17 protein-coding genes are annotated in these 17,567 nt (G+C 66.4%); 4 read left to right on the top strand and 13 right to left on the bottom strand.

The window, feature by feature from the left end; all coding sequences use genetic code 11:
* Window positions 1-6: 6 nt before the first annotated feature.
* The gene (locus tag KTJ87_RS05810; RefSeq protein WP_267138156.1) at window positions 7-1,836 is read right to left on the bottom strand and encodes a cation:proton antiporter; all 1,830 of its coding nucleotides are present in this window, start codon (window positions 1,834-1,836) and stop codon (window positions 7-9) included.
* Window positions 1,827-2,990: a deoxyguanosinetriphosphate triphosphohydrolase gene (locus KTJ87_RS05805; RefSeq protein WP_267138155.1), complete on the bottom strand. Its 1,164-nt coding sequence runs from the start codon at window positions 2,988-2,990 to the stop codon at window positions 1,827-1,829. Before KTJ87_RS05805 ends, KTJ87_RS05810 begins: the two co-directional genes overlap by 10 nt.
* 112 nt (window positions 2,991-3,102) lie before the next feature.
* On the opposite strand from KTJ87_RS05805, the gene KTJ87_RS05800 reads away from it, so the two are divergent.
* From KTJ87_RS05800 to xth, 3 genes are all read left to right on the top strand, one after another.
* Entirely contained in the window at window positions 3,103-3,426 is a 324-nt protein-coding gene (locus KTJ87_RS05800) for a HesB/IscA family protein (RefSeq protein ID WP_267138744.1), read from the top strand.
* 94 nt (window positions 3,427-3,520) lie between these two features.
* Window positions 3,521-4,729 carry a BaiN/RdsA family NAD(P)/FAD-dependent oxidoreductase gene (locus tag KTJ87_RS05795; RefSeq protein WP_267138154.1) on the top strand — a complete coding sequence of 403 codons (1,209 nt, stop codon included), beginning with the start codon at window positions 3,521-3,523 and terminating at the stop codon, window positions 4,727-4,729.
* 29 nt (window positions 4,730-4,758) lie between these two features.
* Window positions 4,759-5,538, top strand: coding sequence for an exodeoxyribonuclease III (gene xth / locus KTJ87_RS05790; RefSeq protein WP_267138153.1), 780 nt, complete (start codon window positions 4,759-4,761; stop codon window positions 5,536-5,538).
* Here xth and KTJ87_RS05785 read toward each other — a convergent pair.
* Both KTJ87_RS05785 and KTJ87_RS05780 read right to left on the bottom strand, forming a co-directional pair.
* Window positions 5,535-7,370, bottom strand: coding sequence for an ABCB family ABC transporter ATP-binding protein/permease (locus tag KTJ87_RS05785; protein WP_267138152.1), 1,836 nt, complete (start codon window positions 7,368-7,370; stop codon window positions 5,535-5,537). The genes xth and KTJ87_RS05785 overlap by 4 nt on opposite strands.
* 58 nt (window positions 7,371-7,428) lie before the next feature.
* Window positions 7,429-8,784, bottom strand: coding sequence for a LysM peptidoglycan-binding domain-containing protein (locus KTJ87_RS05780; protein WP_267138151.1), 1,356 nt, complete (start codon window positions 8,782-8,784; stop codon window positions 7,429-7,431).
* 99 nt (window positions 8,785-8,883) lie between these two features.
* On the opposite strand from KTJ87_RS05780, the gene KTJ87_RS05775 reads away from it, so the two are divergent.
* Window positions 8,884-9,438, top strand: coding sequence for an LOG family protein (locus KTJ87_RS05775; RefSeq protein ID WP_267138150.1), 555 nt, complete (start codon window positions 8,884-8,886; stop codon window positions 9,436-9,438).
* Between the two features lie 6 nt (window positions 9,439-9,444).
* Here the strand turns inward: KTJ87_RS05775 and KTJ87_RS05770 are convergent, their stop codons facing one another.
* From KTJ87_RS05770 to KTJ87_RS05730, 9 genes are all read right to left on the bottom strand, one after another.
* A complete protein-coding gene (locus KTJ87_RS05770; RefSeq protein WP_267138149.1) occupies window positions 9,445-10,134 on the bottom strand; it encodes an outer membrane protein in 690 nt (229 codons plus the stop codon).
* A 154-nt stretch (window positions 10,135-10,288) separates the two neighbouring features.
* Window positions 10,289-11,239 carry an EamA family transporter RarD gene (gene rarD / locus KTJ87_RS05765; protein ID WP_267138148.1) on the bottom strand — a complete coding sequence of 317 codons (951 nt, stop codon included), beginning with the start codon at window positions 11,237-11,239 and terminating at the stop codon, window positions 10,289-10,291.
* A gap of 97 nt (window positions 11,240-11,336) precedes the next feature.
* On the bottom strand, window positions 11,337-11,798 hold the full coding sequence (locus KTJ87_RS05760) for a host attachment family protein (protein WP_267138147.1): 462 nt from the start codon (window positions 11,796-11,798) through the stop codon (window positions 11,337-11,339).
* Window positions 11,798-12,010, bottom strand: a complete 213-nt coding sequence (locus tag KTJ87_RS05755) for a hypothetical protein (protein ID WP_267138146.1) — start codon at window positions 12,008-12,010, stop codon at window positions 11,798-11,800. The genes KTJ87_RS05760 and KTJ87_RS05755 overlap by 1 nt, the downstream gene beginning before the upstream one ends.
* A gap of 170 nt (window positions 12,011-12,180) precedes the next feature.
* Complete coding sequence (locus tag KTJ87_RS05750) at window positions 12,181-12,744, bottom strand: fasciclin domain-containing protein (RefSeq protein WP_267138145.1); 564 nt, start codon at window positions 12,742-12,744, stop codon at window positions 12,181-12,183.
* A 195-nt stretch (window positions 12,745-12,939) separates the two neighbouring features.
* Window positions 12,940-13,539: a superoxide dismutase gene (locus KTJ87_RS05745; RefSeq protein WP_267138144.1), complete on the bottom strand. Its 600-nt coding sequence runs from the start codon at window positions 13,537-13,539 to the stop codon at window positions 12,940-12,942.
* A gap of 140 nt (window positions 13,540-13,679) precedes the next feature.
* The gene (locus KTJ87_RS05740) at window positions 13,680-14,243 is read right to left on the bottom strand and encodes a sarcosine oxidase subunit gamma (protein WP_267138143.1); all 564 of its coding nucleotides are present in this window, start codon (window positions 14,241-14,243) and stop codon (window positions 13,680-13,682) included.
* Window positions 14,236-17,253: a sarcosine oxidase subunit alpha family protein gene (locus KTJ87_RS05735; protein ID WP_267138142.1), complete on the bottom strand. Its 3,018-nt coding sequence runs from the start codon at window positions 17,251-17,253 to the stop codon at window positions 14,236-14,238. Before KTJ87_RS05735 ends, KTJ87_RS05740 begins: the two co-directional genes overlap by 8 nt.
* The gene (locus tag KTJ87_RS05730; protein WP_267138141.1) at window positions 17,250-17,564 is read right to left on the bottom strand and encodes a sarcosine oxidase subunit delta; all 315 of its coding nucleotides are present in this window, start codon (window positions 17,562-17,564) and stop codon (window positions 17,250-17,252) included. Before KTJ87_RS05730 ends, KTJ87_RS05735 begins: the two co-directional genes overlap by 4 nt.
* Between the last annotated feature and the right edge of the window lie 3 nt (window positions 17,565-17,567).

Below are 17,567 nucleotides of genomic sequence, written 5' to 3'. Positions count from 1 at the left end.
CCAGCGTCAACGGGCGGCAGCGGCGGCGGACTGCGGCTCGGGCGGATAGAGCGCGACAATGCGCCCACCTTTCGGCGGCTCCAGCGTCTCGTCGTCGACGACAAAGCGGATCTCGTTCGACTTGGCGATGGTGGCGATCACGATGCCCTCGGGATTGGTGGCGCGCCAGTCGTCCAGCGTGAACTCTTCGGACAGCTTGGTCACGCGCACCGTCCAGTCGCGCCAGATCAGGCTGCGGAAGGCGGCAAAGGTCTGCTTCTGGCCGAACGCCCGCCCGCCCAGCGACGCGGGCAGCGAATACCGGGCGCTGTCCGATTTCTCGCGCGCGACCTGGTAGACGTTGGCGCGGCCCACCTCGGGCGCCAGATCGGTGGCGACCAGCGTGTTGTAGGCATCATTGTCCGTGGCCGCGACGACAGTGGTGTAGGCCACCATCTCGATCCGGTCCTCGGCGGCATCCGACAGCACGTCCCCGTAGAAGGTCTTGAGCCCCGATTTCCACGCCGCGCGCAGGTGCGTCGGGTTGGGATCGGCCATCAAGACCGGCACCTCGGCCTTTTGCAGCGCCTCGCCAAGCGCGACGGTAAAGGAATTGCCCCCCACCAACAGCACCCCCGGCTTGTCGCCGCCCGTCAGGCCAAGCGCCCGCGCGATGGGGCCAAGCGTAAAGCCGTGCAGCACGACGCTGACCGCCACCAGCACGAAGGCCAAGGGACCGACCAGCGCCCCGTCCGCGACGCCTAGCGCCGCCAGACGCTCGCCGAACAGGCCGGCGACCGCGACCAGAACCACGCCGCGCGGGCCGGTGGTGGCGACCAGCACCCGCTCTTTCACCGGGACATCGGTGAACATGAGCGCGGCCAGAACAGTGACCGGGCGCGCGACCAGCACGACCAGCGCCACGAACAGCCCCGCCCGCCAGTCAAGCGCCCCAAGCGCCGCGAAATCCAGCGAGGCCGCCAGCAGGATGAACACGCCCGACACCAGCAGGATCGTCGCGTGTTCCTTGAAACGCCGCACCTCGGTGAAACTGGGCAGGTCAGAATTGGCGATGACGATGCCCATGACGGTGACGGCCAGAAGCCCGCTTTCGTGAAGAAAGGCGTCGGATGCGGCGAACACTGCCAGAAGCGCGGCAAAGATCACCGGAACCTTCATGTATTCCGGCACCTTGGCGCGGCGGAACGACTGTGCGACGCCAAAGCCGCCCGCAAAGCCAAGCGCGGTGGCAATTCCGATGCCCAGCACGAACTCGGTCACCGCAGCGCCCGCCGTCGTCGCGGTATAAAGGACCTGCACGACCTCGAAGGCCAGAACCGCCGCCAGCGCGCCGATGGGATCGTTGACGATCGCCTCCCACTGCAACAGAGCGGCGGGGCGCCGCGACAGCCGCGCCTGCCGCAGCAGCGGCGCGATCACGGTGGGGCCGGTCACGATCAGGATGCCGCCGAACACCGCCGAGGATTCCCAGCTGAGCCCCGCACCGAAATGCAGCGCCAGCGCCGACAGAAGCCAGCCCAGCGGCGCACCGACGAAGACCAGCCGCCGCACCCCGCGCGCCCGGTCCTTCAGCCCGTGAAATTCAAGCGTCAGGCCGCCCTCGAACAGGATCACCGCGACCGCGAGCGCAATCAGCGGCTGCGTCAGCGGACCGATGTCGCGCTGCGGGTCGAACAGGCCCAGCACCGGCCCGACGATGACGCCCGCGACCAGCATCAGCACGATGGCAGGCAGCCGCAGCCGCCACGCGAGCCATTGCGAGCCAACCCCCAGCGCGCCCACAAGCGCGATCGCCGTCACGGGCGAGAGCGCGCCCGCCGCCGTTTCTATCGCCATATGAGCGCCGCCTCTTCCCCGCCCGTCAGCCGGGCATGTTCCTTGATCGCGAACCTGTCGGTCATCCCTGCGATATAGTCCGCCACGATCCGCGCCAAGGCCGTGTCGCCGCTGGCCTCGGCGACGTCCTTGCGCCATTGCCGCGGCAGAAGCTCGGGCTGAGCCAGATAGAGCGGGAACAGATCGTCGATCACCTTGGTGACATGGCCGCGCATCTCGACCACGCCGGGCGCGCGGTACATGCGGTGGAACAGGAATTCGCGGATCACCTTCAGCCGTGTCCAGATCTCGCCGGAGAAGCGGATCATCGGTCGGCCCGCATGGCGGATGTCGTGCACCGATGTCGGGTTCAGGTCGGTCAGGCTGGCCTGCGCCTCGGCGATCACGTCCTCGACCAGAACGCCGAAGAACCGGCGCAACGCCTCGTGGCGGCGGCGGTAGTAGTTCAGATCGGGATACTTGGCGTCAACCGCTGCGAAACAGTCGTCCAGCAGCGGCAATTCGGCAAGCTCGTCGGTCGAGAACAGCTCGGCCCGAAGACCGTCGTGCAGGTCGTGGTTGTTGTAGGCGATGTCATCGGACAGCGCGGCCACCTGTGCCTCGGCGCTGGCATAGGTGCCGAGTTCCAGATCATGCCGCGCGTCGTAGTCGGCCAGCGCATATGGCAAATCTCCCGTCACGGGGCCGTTATGTTTGGCGATCCCTTCAAGACTTTCCCAAGTCAGATTCAGCCCATCGAAATCGGCATAGTGGCGTTCCAGCGAGGTGACGATGCGGATCGCCTGCGCATTGTGGTCAAAGCCGCCGTAAGGCGCCATCAGGCGCTGCAGCGCATCCTCGCCGGTGTGGCCGAAGGGCGGATGCCCAAGATCATGGGCCAGCGCGACGGCCTCGGTCAGTTCAGGGTTCAGCCCAAGCACGCCCGCGATCGTCCTTGCGACCTGCGCCACCTCGATGGAATGGGTCAGCCGGGTGCGGAAATAATCGCCCTCATGCTCGATGAAAACTTGCGTCTTGTGCTTGAGCCGCCGGAACGCCGAGGCGTGGATGATCCGGTCACGGTCGCGCTGGAAACACGAGCGGAAGGTGCTTTCCTCTTCCGCGAACAGCCGACCCCGGCTGTCCTCGGGATGCGAGGCATAGGGTTGTCTCATGCGTGCCGCCCGTTCCGTTGCCCGTTCTGCTCTGCGTCTTGCTGTGCCGTCCCGCGGCCCATATATCGAAAGGAAGACGCAATAGAAACGCCGGAGTGTTCCCGCGATGGACCTGACCCTGCCCCCCAAAGTCACCGACCGTGCCTTTGCCCGCCTTGCCGAGATCGGCGCCGGAACGGACGGCAAGGCCCTGCGCGTCGCCGTCGAGGGCGGCGGATGCTCGGGGTTCCAGTACGACATCTCGCTGGATGCGCCCGAGGCGGACGATCTGGTGCTGGAGGGCCAGGGCCAGAAGGTCGTGGTCGACAAGGTATCGCTGCCGTTCCTGTCGAACGCGGTGATCGACTTTACCGAAGAACTGATCGGGGCGCGTTTCGTGATCGAGAATCCGAACGCCTCGTCGTCTTGCGGCTGCGGCGTTTCGTTCTCGATGTGAGGTTCTGCGTGGCAGATTTCGGGAGCGAGGGGCTCTGCCCCTCGCGCTCCCCGGAGGTATTTGAAGACCAAAGATGCACAGGCGCGCGCCGGGCATGAGGGTCGATTGCCTGGTCATCGGCGCGGGTGCGGCGGGGATGTATTGCGCAGGGCTTGCCGCCGCGCAGGGCGGGCGCGTGATGGTCGTGGACCATGCCAAGGCGCCCGGCGAGAAGATCCGCATCTCGGGCGGCGGGCGCTGCAATTTCACCAACATGTTTGCGGGGCCGGAGAATTTCCTGTCCGGCAATCCGCATTTCTGCAAGTCGGCGCTGGCGCGGCACGGCCCTTGGGAGTTCGTCGCGCTGATGGACCGGCACGGCATCGGCTGGCACGAGAAGACACTGGGACAGCTGTTCTGCGACGGCCGCTCGGCTGCGGTGATCGAGATGCTGCTGGACGAGATGGGCGACGCCGAGTTGCGGCTGGACACGCGGGTGACCGGGATCGAGCGCAGCGCGGCGGGATTTCGCGTCACGCTGTCGCCGGGCGACACAGTCGAAACGAGAGCACTGGTGGTGGCGACGGGCGGCAAATCGATCCCCAAGATGGGCGCGACGGGGTTCGGCTATGACATCGCGCGGCAGTTCGGGCTGGCGGTGACCGAGACGCGGGCGGGCCTTGTGCCGTTTGTCTTCGGCCCTGAGGTGATGGACGACCTGCGCCCACTCGCAGGAGTGGCGGCGCCGTCGCGGGTGACGGCGGGGGGCGCGGGGTTCGACGAGGCGCTCTTGCTGACCCATCGCGGGCTGTCGGGCCCGGCCTGCATCCAGGCGTCGAGTTACTGGCGCGAGGGGACGGCGATCACCGTGGATCTGGACCCGTCGGCACGCGTCGCCGCGCGGCTGCGCGAGGTGCGGGCGACCGCGGGGCGGCGCGCGCCGGTGACGGTCTTGTCCGAGGTTCTGCCCGAACGGCTGGCCCGGTTCTGGGCCGCGCGGCTGGGCCTGTCGGGCAATGTCGCCGACCTGACAGACGCGGCGGTGGACGCCATCGAAGACGCCTTGCGCGCCTGGCGTCTGACGCCGGTCGGCACCGAGGGCTACCGCACCGCCGAGGTCACGCTGGGCGGTGTCGACACCGACGGGCTGGACGCGCGCACGATGGAGGCCAAGGCGGTTCCCGGGCTTTACTTCATCGGTGAGGTTGTCGATGTAACCGGCTGGCTAGGCGGCTATAATTTCCAATGGGCCTGGTCATCGGGCTGGGCCGCGGGCACGGCCATCGCGGCAGGCGGTGGACAAGGCGCGCGCCCCGCCCGATAAAGGCGCAAGGCGGCGGTGCGGAGGCCCGGATGAAGATCGCGACGTTCAACATCAACGGCATCAAGGCGCGGGCCAATGCCCTGCCCGCGTGGCTGGAAGAGTCGCAACCGGATGTCGCCGTCCTGCAGGAGATCAAGTCAGTCGACGAAGGCTTCCCGCGCGATCTGTTCGAGGACATGGGCTATAACGTGGAGACCCACGGGCAGAAATCCTTCAACGGCGTCGCGATCCTGTCGAAGCTGCCGCTCGAAGACGTGGTGCGCGGCCTGCCGGGCGACGACGGCGACGAGCAGGCGCGCTGGATCGAGGCCACGGTCGTCGGCACACAGGCGGTGCGTCTTTGCGGGCTGTATCTGCCGAACGGCAACCCCGCGCCGGGCCCGAAATACGACTACAAGCTGGCCTGGATGGAGCGTTTAAGAACGCGCGCCAAGGCCTTGCTGGAGAACGAGGAAACCGCGTTGATGCTGGGGGACTACAACGTCATCCCGCTGCCCGAGGATGCCGCCCGTCCCGGCGCCTGGACCGAGGATGCGCTGTTCCTGCCGCAGACGCGCGCGGCGTTCCGCAAGATCGTCAACCTCGGCTTTACCGATGCCTTTCGCGCGCGGCACCTGGGGCCCGGTCACTATTCGTTCTGGGATTATCAGGCCAACAGCTGGGAGCGGAACAATGGCATCCGCATCGACCATATCCTGATGACGCCCCAGGCTGCCGACCTGATGACGGGGTGCGGCATCGACCGCGAGGTGCGCGGGCGCGAGAAGCCGTCGGATCACGTCCCGGTCTGGGTGGACCTCGCCGCCTAGGCGGCCTGCTCTTCCGCCATCTGGCGTGTCCACATCGCGGCATAGCGACCGCCGCGCGCCAGCAGGACCTCGTGGCGGCCTTCCTCGACGACCTCGCCGTTTTCCAGCACGACGATCCTGTCAGCATCGACGATGGTGGACAGGCGGTGCGCGATGGTGATGACCGACCGGCCCCGGCTCATCGCTCTCAATTCGTCCTGGATATCGCGCTCGGTCTCGGAATCGAGCGCGCTGGTGGCCTCGTCTAGCAACAGGATCGGCGGGTTCTTGAGAAGCGTACGGGCGATGCCGACGCGTTGCTTCTCGCCGCCCGAGAGCTTGAGCCCGCGCTCGCCCACCTGGGTCTCGTAGCCTTCGGGCAAAGACGCGATGAAATCATGTATTTTCGCAGCCCTGGCGGCCGCTTCCACGTCGCCGCGGAGGGCGTCGGGGCGGCCATAGGCGATGTTGTAGTACACCGTGTCGTTGAACAGGACCGTGTCCTGCGGCACGACGCCGATGCGCGCATGCAGGGACGCTTGCGTGACATCGCGCAAGTCCTGCCCGTCGATCAGCACCGCGCCGCCGCTGACGTCATAGAAGCGGAACAGCAAGCGCCCGATGGTCGATTTGCCCGACCCGGACGGACCGACAAGCGCCACCGTCTCGCCCGCGCCGACGGTGACGGTCACGCCCTTGAGGATCGGACGCGCGGCGTCATAGCCAAAGCGGATATCCTGGAATTCAACCACACCGCTTGTCACATTCAGGCTTTTGGCATCGGCTTTATCCGACACATCGGGCTTCTGACCCAACAAATCGAACATCTGCCCCATATCGACCAGCGCCTGCCGGATCTCTCGGTAGACGGTGCCGAGGAAGTTCAGCGGCATGGTGATCTGGATCATGTAGGCGTTGACCATGACGAAATCGCCGACCGTCAGCGCGCCGGACTGCACGCCCACGGCAGCCATGACCATCACCGCAACAAGGCCCGATGTGATGATGAGCGATTGCCCGAAGTTCAGAGCCGCCAGCGAATACGACGTTCGCACCGCCGCCTCCTCATAGCCGGCCATGGCGGCGTCGTAGCGGTCGGCCTCGCGGCGTTCGGCGCCGAAATACTTGACCGTCTCGAAGTTCAGCAGGCTGTCGATGGCCTTCTGGTTGGCGTCTGTGTCCTGCTCGTTCATCACCCGGCGGATGCGCACGCGCCATTCCGTGACCTTGAAGGTAAACACGACGTAGACGACGATCGTCCCAAGAACGACGACCAGATACCAGATGTCGAACACCACGGCGAGGACGACGCCGATCATCAACAGTTCCAGAAACAGCGGCCCGATCGAGAACAGAAGGAACCGCAGGAGGAACTCGACGCCTTTCACCCCGCGTTCAATGATGCGGCTCAGCCCGCCGGTCTTGCGGGTGATGTGATAGCGCATCGACATGCGGTGGATGTGCTCGAAGGTTTCAAGCGCGATCTGCCGCAGGGCCCGCTGGCCAACGCGGGCAAAGATCACGTCACGCAGCTGCTGAAAGCCGACGTTCATCGCGCGGGCCATGCCATAGGCGACCGTCAGGCCGACCGCGCCCGCACCAAGCGTCCAGGCGGCATCGGCGGCAGCATCGCCCGACAGCGCGTCGACGGCGGCCTTGTAGAAAAACGGCGTGCCCACGGCGACGATCTTGGCGATCACCAGCGACACCAGCGCCAGCACGACGCGGCGCTTTACCCAAGGCTTGTCCGCAGGCCAGAGATAGGGCGCCACGCGCCGGATCACGTTCAGACCGCTGGCGCGCTCTTCTGCGGCGATGCGCTGTTCGTCGTCCGCTGCGGTGCTGTCTGTCATCTGGCGTTCCCCTGCTCGGGGGGAAGCTAGGCATTGGCGCGGGGTGTTACCAGTGCGATCAGCCGCCCGGCACCTCGAACACCTGGCCCGGATAGATCAGGTCGGGGTCGCGGATGCGGTCGCGGTTGGCGTCGTAGACGCGCACATAAAGGACGCCGTCGCCGTAGCGGTCCGAGGCGATGCCCCAAAGCGTGTTGCCCGGCTGCACGGTGATGACATTCGGCCCGGGCGTCTGCGCCTGTGGCTCCGGCGCGAGCGAGGCCAGAACCTCGGGCTCCTCGCGCTTGAACGGGGTCTCGGCGCGGCTGGTGACCTTGCCCTCGCCGTCCACCTCGTCGACGCGCAGGGTGTAGACGCCGGTGTCGACGTCGGGCAGGTCGGCGGACCACTGGCCATCGGCGGCGATGGCGGTGGTCAGGATCGGGCGATTGTCGAGGTAGACGCGCACAAAGCCGTCGCTGGCCCCGCGCCCGCCCAGCGACACCTCGCCTTGCGGATCGTAGCTGATCGTGTCGATGGCGACGGTGCTGACCACGGGCGGGGTGTCTCCGCCGGACTGCAGCACGCGGATGCCGGTCTCGTCGGCCAGCAGAACCTGCGGCGCGCTTGCGGTATCGACGGTGGGCGGCGCGGCGGCCTCGCCTGCGTCCGGTGCGGCGGGGGTGGCGGGCGACGCAGGCACGGCATCGGGGGCGCTGGCGACCTCGGTTGCCTCGGTCTCGGGCGGCGCGGGCCTATCTGCAAGGCCGGGACCGCCGATCTGGGGCCGGGTCGGTGTGTCGCTGGTCGCGGCGGCGGTGTCGGGGGCGCCGGGCGGTGCCATGCCGGTCTCGGGGTTGGCCAGCGCGATGCGTTCGGCGGGCTGCGGCGTTTCGGGCGAAGGCTCTGCCTCGGCGACCGCGATCTGCGGCGCCTGCGCGGCGCTTGGCGCAAGGATGACGGAGCTGCGCGAAGGAGTGCTGATGCCCGCCGCGTCCATGTTCAGCGTGACCACGCGCGGCTGCGCGGCGGCGTCGACGTTGAACATCGCGACAAAGTTGCCGCCCTGATCCGCCATCGCGCTGTGCACTTCCTGGCCGTCGATCAGGACACCCACCTTCGACCCCGGCGCAGCACGGCCCGCGACCAGCGTATCCCCGAGCGCGTCAGAGCGCACGATGTCAAAGGACGGCAGCGACGGCGTGGTTTCAGGGACCGGTTCGGGCGCGGCTTCTGGCGCGGCTTCTGCCGGGGCCTCGGGCGCTGGCGCCGGTGTGGCGGCGGTCTCGGGCATCTCGAGCGCGGCGACCGGAGGCTCGGTCTGGCTTTCCTGCAGCATCCGCATGCCGACCAGTCCGCCGACCACCACGGCCACGCTCATGGCCGCCCCCGCCGCGACGGTTCCGCTGACACCAAGCCCTGACCAGATTGCCATTACCACTCCATATTGCGCGCCCCGAAGGCCGGGGGCGCTTGATCGAGCATAGCAACCCCCCTATCAGGGGTCAAAAGCGAATAGTGAAAGGCACTTGACATGTCCGCGACTGCCCCGTCGATCTGTGTCTTTTGCGGCTCACGCACGGGGGGCGATCCGGCCTACCGCGCGGACGCCGAGGCCCTGGGGCGGCAACTGGCCCGCGCGGGCTGGAGGCTGGTCTACGGCGCGGGCGATGTCGGCCTGATGGGCGCGGTGGCGCGCGCGGCGCAGGCCGAAGGCGGCGAGACGTTCGGCGTGATCCCGGTGCACCTGCTGGAATGGGAGGTCGGCAAGCGCGACCTGTCGCGGTTCGTCGTCACCGAGAACATGCACGAGCGCAAGAAGGTCATGTACATGAACTCGGACGCCATCGTGGTGCTACCGGGCGGCGCGGGATCGCTGGACGAGTTCTTCGAGGTGCTGACATGGCGCCAGCTAAGGCTGCACGCCAAGCCGATTTTCCTATTGAACACATCGGATTACTGGGCGCCGCTCATGTCGCTAGTGCAACATGTCGTGGACCAGGGCTTCGCCGATGCCACGCTTCTGGATTACGTCACGGTCGTTCCCAACGTAGAGGCGCTTGAGGCCGCCCTGCGCGACGCGCTCTGAACGGGTTCAGAACCGCATCCTGACGCCGACCTGCACGTTGTGCGCCGAAGTCTCGATGGAGAACGGGACACTGGGAATCCCAGCACCCGGGGCGGTGAATCTCATGTTCGCGTCCTCACCCTTGACGTACGTATACTTCGCCAAGAGTTCGATCCGCTCGCTCAGACGATAGATCGTACCGACGCCGATCTTACCCGCAAAGACCGTAGCGCTGTCGTCGATGAACCCGTTGAAATTCGGCCCGGTCTGGATGTTAGACGCAGAAAGGGTCAGCACCCCGGCACCTGCCTCAACAAACCCCGAAAAGCGGTCGTTGAAACGATGCTCGTAGGCTGCATCGACAAACGCTGACGCCCCACGGATACTGCCGCCGAGCAGCACATTGTCATTGGGTGGAGGCGTCGGATAGACGACATCCATGCTCGTCGTATCAAGGCTGAAGTAATTGATTTCGACGCCAATGCGAACATTGGGCGTTACGAAACGACCGATCGAACCGCCGATGGTGAAGGCATCGTCATAGTTCACCGTGCCACTCAACGGACCACCCGCGTTCGAGTTCGGCGCGAAGAAGCTGTGTGCTTCAAGGAACGGCCCATAGCTCCCATGCAGCGTCCAGTAGTTGTTGTCCGCCGATGCGGCAGTTCCCAAAAGCAGCGCGCTTGTGGCAACGGCGGCAGACTTAAGGTTGATCACGGGGAACCTCACTAGCGCCTTAAAGAAGTTCAGCTTGGGATGAGGGATGCCGCAAGGGCAACCGCCATGCTCTCTGGTATGCATCTGCCACCTAGAATGTGGCGCATGCGCAACTTTGGGTTTGACCACACCTGCGACACGGAGGGGCGTGGGATCAGTTCTTATGCGAGGTGGCTTGGGTGGCATGCGGTACATGAAGCCTAGGCCGACGCGACGCCCTGTCCTGACGGAACGCCTCGGCGCTGTAGAGAGCCAGCGCGGTCCAGATCATTCCGAAGGCCAGACCGTGCCACAGCGTGAAGGTTTCCGTGAAGATCAGCGTTGCGACAAGGAACTGCAGCGTCGGGTTCAGGTACTGCACCAGGCCGATGGTCTTCATCGCCACGCGGCGGCTGGCGTAGGAAAACAGGATCAGCGGCGTCGCGGTCAGCGGGCCTGACAGCGCCAGAAGCGCACTGTCGCGAAGATCACTTCCGAACACGCCAAGATTGCGCCCGACAAAGCCGGTCCAGCCCATGACGTGCACGCCCCACAGCCAGAAGATGGCAAGCGGCGCCAGGATCACCACCTCGGTGGTGACGGAAACGACCGGCCCCACGTCCAGCCGCTTCTTGACGACACCGTAGGTGCCAAAGCTTGCGGCCAGCGCAAGCGCGATCCAGGGCGCCGCACCAAGCCCCACGATCAGGGTCAGGACGGCGGCAGCAGCCAGCCCCACGGCAACCGCTTGGCCCCGGCTCAGCCGCTCCTGGAACAGGACGACCCCCATCAGCACGGCGACGAGCGGATAGATGTAATATCCAAGCGAGGCTTGCAGCGCGCGTTCGGTCTGCACCGCCAGAATGAACAGAAGCCAGTTGATCGAGATGAAGAATGCCGCCAAGGCCACAGCCCAGACCTGACGGCTGAGCACCAGTTTCGGCACCAGCCCGATCCGGCCCTGCACGCCCAGCACTCCGCCGAAGAAGATCAGCGACCAGAGCGTGCGGTGCGACAGCAATTCCAGCGGCGGCACATGCGCAAGCAGCTTGTAGTAGATCGGCGCAAGGCCCCAGACGCAGCACGCGCCCACCATCGCAAGAACGCCCTTGCCCGCGTCTGTCATGTCGCCCTGCCCTGTCGTCTGGTCGGCGCGACCATGCGCCGACGGCTGGCGGACCGCAAACCGAAAGCCGCAAGGCACGGCCCCCGGTCCGCCGCTTCTAGCCTGCGTTGTGAAGCGCGTCCTTGACCACCGCCTCGATCTCGTCGAGCGGGTGGTTGGTCAGCGTCTTCGGAACCTCGCCGATGATGCTGCCCGCGACCTCCTTGTGCAGGTGGCTGCGCATCTCGCCCAGCACCTTGGGCGCCGCGACGATGACGAGCCGCTTGAAGCGCCCCTTGTGCGCCATCTTGTAGAGCCGGTCCGCCAGATCGTCGGCGAACCTGTCCTTGGCAAGCTGTTGCCAGTCGGTGTCCTGCACCGCAGAGCGATGTGTCGACGGTCCGTCATTGAAGCGCCCCGGCCTGTTTGCCGACTGCGCGGCATCGGACGGGTTGTCCTGTTCTTCCTCGCGGCGCACGACAAGATGCGGGTCCTGTCCGTCGCCGATGTTTTCCAGAAACAGCGCCTTCTCGCCATCGGCGACAAGCACCCAGGTGCCGGTATCAAGCCGCTCGGACATCACTCGTCCTCCTGCCCGCGTTCCAGCGACTTGGTGACGCGGGTCTTTCCCGCCGGGTCCTTCACCGCGCGCTTCTTCTCGTCGGCGGTGGCGACATTGCGGGCAGGTGCACCGCCCGCGCGCCCCGCCTGATCGATGTCCACGTCAGGCTGTTCGCCCAGGATATCGCGGGTTTCCTGATGTCCGTCCTTGGATCGCTTGCGCTCGGCCATGGGGATCTCCTTTGCGTGTCTGCAGGGAAAACGCGAGGCGGCGAAGGGCAGTTCCGGGATGCCGTTGCGGCAGGACCGCATACGAAACGGGCCGCCCAGAAGGGCGGCCCACACTCGATACAGTGAATCGTTAACCAGTCACTCGTCAGGAACCTGGTAACTGCTCGACGTCAGCCTGCCTGACCGGCGGGCAGCAGCACGCGGTCGATGACGTGCACGACGCCGTTCGACTGATCGACATCGGCGATGGTCACGGTCGCGACACGACCATTCTCGTCGCGCAGCTTGACCTCACCGCCTTCGACATAGGCGTCGAGGGTGCAGCCGCCGACCGTCTCGACGGGGTGCACACCGCCGCTGTCGGCGATCATGCCGGTGATGGTGCTTGCGAACGCCTCGGCGGCGACGACGTGGCAGGTCAGGATCTCGGTCAACTGGCCCTTGTACTCAGGCTGCAGAAGGGTCTGCAGCGACGCCTCGGAAATGCGGCCGAAGGCATCGTTCGTGGGGGCGAAGACCGTGAACGGACCGGCGCTGTTCAGGGTGTCAACAAGGCCTGCGGCGCCAACGGCGGCGACCAGCGTGGTCAGGTTCGGGGCGTTCGATGCGTTCTGTGCGATGGTCATGTCTGCCATCATCGGCGCGCCGCCGACCGTCGGGTTCTCGGCCATCTGGGCGGTCGCGAAACCGGCGGTGCCGAGGATTGCGGCGGTGGCGATAAGCGTCTTCTTCATCGTGAAGTCCTCCGTTGATCTCATGTCAGCGGGACCGATCGTTGCGGCCCTCACGCGAACTCACGCATCGGGGAGTACATGGGTTTCACCGCCTCACGCAGGCGTGAGCGGCTCTGACACACCGTTGAAGCCGCTTGAAACGAAAGCGGCCCGGGCTAATGCCCGGGCCGCTACAGTCAGACGGGTCCGCTGCGATCACATGCGCGCGGCGACGTTTTCCCAGTTCACCAGATTGTCGAGGAAGTTCTGGATGTAAGCGGGGCGTTTGTTGCGGAAGTCGATGTAGTAGGAATGCTCCCACACGTCGCAGCCCAAAAGCGCGGTCTGGCCAAAGCAAAGCGGGTTCACGCCGTTCTCGGTCTTGGTGACCTTGAGGCTGCCGTCGGTGTCCTTGACGAGCCAGGCCCAGCCCGAACCGAACTGGCCCGCACCGGCGGCGGCGAATTCTTCCTTGAACTTGTCGACCGATCCGAAGGCGTCGTTCAGCGCCGATTCAACTTCGCCCGGCATCTTCTTTTCGCCGGGGGCCATCATTTCCCAGAACTGGTTGTGGTTCCAGAACTGCGAGGCGTTGTTGAAGATGCCGTTCTGCGCGACCTTCGAGGGATCATAGGTGCCCTTGATGATCTCCTCGACCGACTTGCCGTCCCACTCGGTCCCGGCGATCGCCTTGTTGCCGTTGTCTACATAGGCCTTGTGGTGGATGTCGTGGTGATATTCGAGCGTCTCCTTCGACATGCCAAGATCGGCCAGCGCGTCATGTGCATACGGGAGATCGGGAAGTTCAAAAGCCATGGGTGCCCCTCCTACGGGTTTCTTGAAATCGGATGCGCCATACCTGAGTGCCGCGCGGCATGGCGTCAAGCGATAGGGGAACGAAAGTGCCCGCCCGCCTGTTCCGTCGCCGATCCATTCCGCACCGCCTGATGGCGCGTTCAGAACAGCCCGAGCGGGCGTCCCTGCGCGGCATTGGCAAGGATATCCATCACATAGCGCGCGACCGAGCGGAAGCAGTAGACCTCTGCCTCGTTGTCCGAAACCATGCGGATCGCGGCGGCTGATTGCGCCAGCCGGGTGCGGCGCACCATGCCCGGCGGGAAGCTAGCGGGCGCGACATCGGCGGGCGTCAGCCGCGCCAGCGTCTCGCGCAAGGCGCCCCCGGTCAGCCGCAGCACCGCGCGGGCGTCCGAAACATCGGCGACCAGGTGGTGCGTTCCCTCCAGCGCCTCGGCGAGGCTTGCGGTCAACGCAGAAGCCTCGGCAAAGGGCGCAAGGACCAGCACCTCGTCGGTGGACATCCACAGAACCGCGCGGTCCCCGGCGACGGTGCTGCCAAGAGCCTCGGGAACCCCGGCGCCCAGGATTTCCGTGCAGGCCGCCTTGAACGCTGGCGACGACAGATCCCCGCGCAGGACGATCATGCCGCACAGGCCCGCATCCTCGACCGTGACGGGGCCGTCCACCCGCGCGCCCAGCAGCACCGAAACCGCGTCAGACATTCTGCTTCTCCCCTGCCTTGTCGAAGAACACCGGATCGACGATCTTCGTCTTCACCACGGTGCCGGTGCCGTCGAGCGAGGCGAAGTCGATCACCTCGCCCATCCGGTCCGGCCCGTCCAGCACCAGCCCCATGGCGATGCCGCGCGCCAGCGTCGGCGAATAGTAGGTCGATGTGACGCGCCCTTGCGTGACGCGCTGGCCGTTCTCGTTGACCCCATCGCCCACCGCATAGGCGCCGTCGGGCAGGACGGTGCCGTCGACGGTTTCCAGCCCCACCAGCTTCCACCGTGCGGGATCGGTCATGTGGCTGCGCTCTTGCGCCCGCTTGCCGATGTAGTCGTCCTTTTTCTTCGAGATCGCCCAGCCAAGGCCCAGGTCCTGCGGGATCACCGTGCCGTCGGTCTCGTCGCCGATCATGATGAAGCCCTTTTCCGCGCGCAGGACATGCAGCCCCTCGGTGCCATAGGGCGTCGCGCCGAACTCGGCGCCCGCGTCCAAGAGCTTGTCCCACAGCGCGCGGCCCTCGTTCGCCTTCACCGCGACCTCGAACGACAACTCGCCCGAGAACGAGATGCGGAACACCCGTACGGCATGGCCCGCAAGCGCGCCATCAGCCCAGGCCATGAACGGCAGCGTCTCTTTGGAAACGTCCATGCCGCCAAGCTTATCCAGCACCTTGCGCGCATTCGGGCCGACGACGGCGATCTGCGCGTATTGCTCGGTCAGGTTCGCGGTGTAGACCTTCCAGTCCCACCACTCGGTTTGCAGCCATTCTTCCATGTGCGCATGGATACGGTCCGCGCCGCCGGTGGTCGTGTGGCAGAGAAAAGCGTCATCCGACAGCCGCGCGACCACGCCGTCGTCCATCAGGAACCCGTTTTCCGAGCACATCAGGCCATAGCGGCATTTCCCGATCGCCAGCGACGACATCATGTTGGTGTAGAGCATGTCGAGGAAGCGGCCCGCGTCGGGGCCTTTGACAAGGATCTTGCCCAGCGTCGAGGCATCGAGAAGGCCAAGGCTGGCCCGTGTCGCGGTGATCTCGCGCGCGACCGCGTCCTCGGTCGCCTCGCCTGGCTTGCGGTAGGTATAGGGACGGCGCCATGCGCCGACAGGTTCCCACACCGCGCCGTTCGCCTCGTGCCAGTCGTGCAGCGGCGTGCGGCGCAGCGGCTGGAACAGCTCGCCCCGCGCCTCGCCCGCGATCGCGCCCATCGAAATGGGGGTATAGGGCGGGCGGAAGGTGGTGGTACCGACCTGCGGGATCGCGGCGTTCAGGCTGCCCGCAAGGATCGCCAGACCATTGATATTGCTCAGCTTGCCCTGATCCGTCGCCATGCCGAGCGTGGTGTAGCGCTTGGTATGCTCGACACTCTCGAACCCTTCACGCGCGGCAAGCTGGACGTCCGACACCTTCACGTCGTTCTGGTAGTCGAGCCACATCTTCTGGCGCAGCGCTGCCCCCGCGCCCTGCGGCATCATCCAGACCGGCGCCATCGGCGCCTCGACTTCTGAGGTGGCCTTGGGCGCAGCCTTGCGCGTGGCGGTGTGGCCCGCAGCCTTTGCCGCCGCCTTGCCCGCTTCATGGGCGTCGGCGATGGCCTCGGCGGTCAGCAGATGACCATTCGCGGTGCCTGCCACGGTGACAAAGGCCGTGCCGTCGGCGCCGGTGGGCGCGCGGGACGGGTCGGGGCGAAAGAATGCGCCCGCATCATCCCAGTTCAGCTTGCCGCCGCAATGCGACCACAGGTGCACGACCGGCGACCAGCCGCCCGACATGGCGACAGCGTCACACTTGATCTCCTCCAGAACGGCGCCCTCGCCCGCCTGCGCGCAGATCGCCACGCCTTCGACGGCGCGGCGGCCCTTGACCTTGGCGATGCCGCGCCCCGTGAGCACGCGGATGCCTGCCGCGCGCGCGGCTTCGGGCAGCGCGCCGGTCGCCTCTAGGCGAGCGTCGAGGATCGCAGGAACCTCCAGCCCGGCCTCCTTCAGCGCAAGCGCCGTGCGGTAAGCGTCGTCGTTGTTCGTGACAACCACGGTGCGGTCGCCCGGCGACACGCCGTAATTCACCACGTAGTCGCGCACGGCAGAGGCCAGCATGACCCCCGGCAGATCGTTCGCGGCAAAGGACAGCGGGCGCTCGATGGCGCCGGTCGCCGTCACGATGTGGCGCGCGCGGATCTTCCACAGGCGGTGGCGCGGGCCGGTCTTGTCGGACAGGTGATCGGTCAGCCGCTCGTAGACCAGCGCATAGCCGTGATCGTAGACCCCTGCTCCCATCGTGCGGGTCTGCAAGCGGACGTTGGGCATCGCCTCTAGCTCGGTCACGGCAGACGCGATCCAGTCCTCGGCGCCCTGCCCGTCAATTTCGGCCCCGTCGACGGGCGCGCGGCCGCCCCAATGGCCGGTCTGTTCCACCAGCAGCACCGACGCGCCCGACAATCCCCCCGCGCGGGCTGCGGTCAGCCCGGCGACGCCGCCGCCGACGACCAGAACGTCGACATGCAGGTAGGCGTGTTCATAGACATCCGCGTCGCGCTCCTTGGGCGCGCGTCCCAGACCGGCAGACTGGCGGATGAACGGCTCGAACACATGTTTCCACGCGGGACGCGGCGCCATGAAGGTCTTGTAGTAGAAGCCTGCGGGCAGGAAGCGGCTGACGTGGCTGTTCACCGCGCCAATGTCGAATTCGAGGCTCGGCCAATGGTTCTGGCTCGCCGCTTCCAGCCCGTCGAACAGCTCTTGCGTGGTCGCGCGCTGGTTCGGCTCGAACCGCCCGCCCGAGCCGAGGTTCATCAGCGCATTCGGTTCCTCCGCGCCCGAAGCGACGACGCCGCGCGGGCGGTGATACTTGAACGACCGGCCCATCAGCATCTGGCCATTGGCCAGAAGCGCCGAGGCAAGCGTGTCGCCCTCGACCCCGCTCAGGCGCTTGCCGTTGAACGTGAAGGACACCGAACGGCCCCGGTCAAGGAGGCGTCCGCCGGTTGCAAGGCGTGTGGTCATGCGGTTGGCTTTCCGGCTGCGGCGATCTTCGCGGTGATCTCGGGCGGCGGTTCGGTCACTTGTGCCGAATAGGTGCCGAACACTTCCATCGTGGTGGTCGAGCGGGCGGCGTGGAACCACTTGCCGCAGCCATAGGCATGGCGCCAGCGCTCGAAATGCACACCGCGAGGGTTCTGGCGCAGGAACAGGTAGCCCTCGAACGCGTCCTCGGACGATCCGGGCCCGAAACGCTTCAGGTGCGCCTCGCCGCCGGGCGCCAGCTCGGTCTCGTCAGCGGCCACGCCGCAACAGGGGCAGGTCAGGATCAGCATGGG

It is taken from the genome of Anianabacter salinae (assembly GCF_019061145.1).
In the GTDB taxonomy this organism is placed as follows: Bacteria; Pseudomonadota; Alphaproteobacteria; order Rhodobacterales; family Rhodobacteraceae; genus Anianibacter; species Anianibacter salinarum.
Note: the sequence above shows the minus strand (reverse complement) of the source record. Positions and strands in the feature narration are given on the sequence as shown.

Excerpts from the sequence above, each read along its gene's own strand:
- KTJ87_RS05810 (WP_267138156.1), bottom strand. The coding sequence starts at position 1,836 with ATGGCGATAGAAACGGCGGCGGGCGCGCTCTCGCCCGTGACGGCGATC.
- KTJ87_RS05805 (WP_267138155.1), bottom strand. The coding sequence starts at position 2,990 with ATGAGACAACCCTATGCCTCGCATCCCGAGGACAGCCGGGGTCGGCTG.
- KTJ87_RS05795 (WP_267138154.1), top strand. The coding sequence starts at position 3,521 with ATGAGGGTCGATTGCCTGGTCATCGGCGCGGGTGCGGCGGGGATGTAT.
- xth (WP_267138153.1), top strand. The coding sequence starts at position 4,759 with ATGAAGATCGCGACGTTCAACATCAACGGCATCAAGGCGCGGGCCAAT.
- KTJ87_RS05785 (WP_267138152.1), bottom strand. The coding sequence starts at position 7,370 with ATGACAGACAGCACCGCAGCGGACGACGAACAGCGCATCGCCGCAGAA.
- KTJ87_RS05780 (WP_267138151.1), bottom strand. The coding sequence starts at position 8,784 with ATGGCAATCTGGTCAGGGCTTGGTGTCAGCGGAACCGTCGCGGCGGGG.
- KTJ87_RS05775 (WP_267138150.1), top strand. The coding sequence starts at position 8,884 with ATGTCCGCGACTGCCCCGTCGATCTGTGTCTTTTGCGGCTCACGCACG.
- rarD (WP_267138148.1), bottom strand. The coding sequence starts at position 11,239 with ATGACAGACGCGGGCAAGGGCGTTCTTGCGATGGTGGGCGCGTGCTGC.
- KTJ87_RS05760 (WP_267138147.1), bottom strand. The coding sequence starts at position 11,798 with ATGTCCGAGCGGCTTGATACCGGCACCTGGGTGCTTGTCGCCGATGGC.
- KTJ87_RS05755 (WP_267138146.1), bottom strand. The coding sequence starts at position 12,010 with ATGGCCGAGCGCAAGCGATCCAAGGACGGACATCAGGAAACCCGCGAT.
- KTJ87_RS05750 (WP_267138145.1), bottom strand. The coding sequence starts at position 12,744 with ATGAAGAAGACGCTTATCGCCACCGCCGCAATCCTCGGCACCGCCGGT.
- KTJ87_RS05745 (WP_267138144.1), bottom strand. The coding sequence starts at position 13,539 with ATGGCTTTTGAACTTCCCGATCTCCCGTATGCACATGACGCGCTGGCC.
- KTJ87_RS05740 (WP_267138143.1), bottom strand. The coding sequence starts at position 14,243 with ATGTCTGACGCGGTTTCGGTGCTGCTGGGCGCGCGGGTGGACGGCCCC.
- KTJ87_RS05735 (WP_267138142.1), bottom strand. The coding sequence starts at position 17,253 with ATGACCACACGCCTTGCAACCGGCGGACGCCTCCTTGACCGGGGCCGT.
- KTJ87_RS05730 (WP_267138141.1), bottom strand. The coding sequence starts at position 17,564 with ATGCTGATCCTGACCTGCCCCTGTTGCGGCGTGGCCGCTGACGAGACC.